Origin of the sequence: Methanosarcina sp. (assembly GCF_049706645.1) — an archaeon.
In the GTDB taxonomy this organism is placed as follows: Archaea; Halobacteriota; Methanosarcinia; order Methanosarcinales; family Methanosarcinaceae; genus Methanosarcina.
Genome location: NZ_JBNAKP010000048.1, coordinates 1 through 1,778, shown reverse-complemented (window position 1 = coordinate 1,778; position 1,778 = coordinate 1). Strand labels below are relative to the sequence as shown.

Here is a 1,778-nt window from a genome sequence, read left to right as displayed (position 1 = left end):
AAGAGGACACTCTCCAGATTACTATAAACCTGCCTTCGGATATCTGGGGTAAAATCGAAGCCCTCTGGAAAAACCGTGATATCAAGCTTATAGTCAATGACTCTTCAGGCCGCGAAATCAAAAGCCTGAACTACGGCCAGGCAACCGGCTTTTTCCAGAAAGTTTCATTCCAGGAAAACGTGGAAATTCCAGACTTTACAGCCTCAGGATATGCCTCAATTGAACTTTATTACGGAAACGAGCTCAAAGCCTCGGACTGGTTTGTAATTGAAGTAAGCCCGGTAAAAGACATAACAGCAGACGCTTTTAACACGCTGCTCTCTGTAAACTACCAGGGAAACAGCCACACTTTCAGGGAATACGCAATCAATGTTGAGCCTGGCATAAGACCAGAACAGATAAAAATAAGGAAAGTAACCGGAACTCTGCAAAGGGAAATCTCACCTAACGGTAAAAATGATACTTACTCTGACAAAAATGAGATCTACGCTGAAAAAAATGATACTTACTCTGACAAAAGTGATATCTACGCCAGCAGTTATGCCGATAAAAATTACACTATTTATTACATTTTTGAAATTCCTGTCCTGAATTATACCCTTGTTAATCTTGAATCCGGAGAAAGTTTCAACAGCAGCATGAAGCTTTCCACACTCATCACCTCAAGGGAACCACTTCTTGAAGAGCTTGTCAGGGAATACGAAACCGAACTTGGGAACTCCTCAAGCCTTGATTCGACATCCAACCTTGTGCTCGGGGCAACAAACCTGAGGACTTTCGTCTACGGCCCCTGGCAGCATTATGCAAACGGCCCTCTCAATATTCTGACCAATCCTGCCCTTTCAAGCTCGATTAATGGGGCCACACTTTACACCCAGAAAAGGATTTTTGATTCGGTTGACCCCCTGGCTCTAACCTACACTACTTACTATAACGGAAAGGTACTCTACGAAGACGTTTTTACCTCAGACAGCACTTCAGACCGAGAAAGAGTACCTTCGACCTCTTCTACTAATTTGAACGCTTCAATCTCTCGTTATGAGCAGGATAAAGGTGTAAACCTGACAACCACTTACGATTCGCTCGCGCAGAACAAATCCTTCTCGTTAGACGTGGAAAAAAGCATAGCAGAATCCCTTCAAGAGACAAATACCTCTTTTCAAGAGCTTTCCGAATATTCGAAAATCGAAGTTTCTGCTTCGGATTATACTGACGGGGTTCTTGACGGCTGGGTCTTCAATGACCATTTGTGGACAGAGGAAGATCCTGACCTTATTCATGCAGTCACGGATAGCGTTTATACAGCATCAGTCCAGGGACAGATTCTAAGAGACGGCTTTGATTCTCCGGACCCGCTGACATCTACCGTCACTGCAAATTTTGACCGGGACTCAGTTTCCTTCAGCAGTCGAACCGTCAGCTGGGACTCGAACTATTTGGCATCCGGAACTCATGTCGGGTCTCTTGTGCCTTCCTATTTCTGGATGGATTCGACCAGGAATTCCGATTCTGAGTCCTTAGATCCTTCTATTGAGCCTCCAGAAGGAACAGTATCCAGTTGGTCAATTATAGCAGCAGATGTCAGCCTGATTTCTGCCGATGTAACCGATGTGAAGATTGAACCTCATTTTTCCTATGCAAGTAACGATACGCTTACGGTTGAAAACCGGAGCGAAGGCTACCTGAACCGGGAAGACCATGTTTTCGACTGGCGAATCAGGTACGATATCTACTATAAAATAACGACAAAATGGAAAATTGATTACAGTTACGATTAT

1 pseudogene is annotated in these 1,778 nt (G+C 44.1%); it reads left to right on the top strand.

Features of this window, described 5'->3' with window-relative positions:
* A pseudogene (locus ACPK8D_RS14900) lies at positions 1 to 1,778 on the top strand (hypothetical protein); the annotation flags it as partial.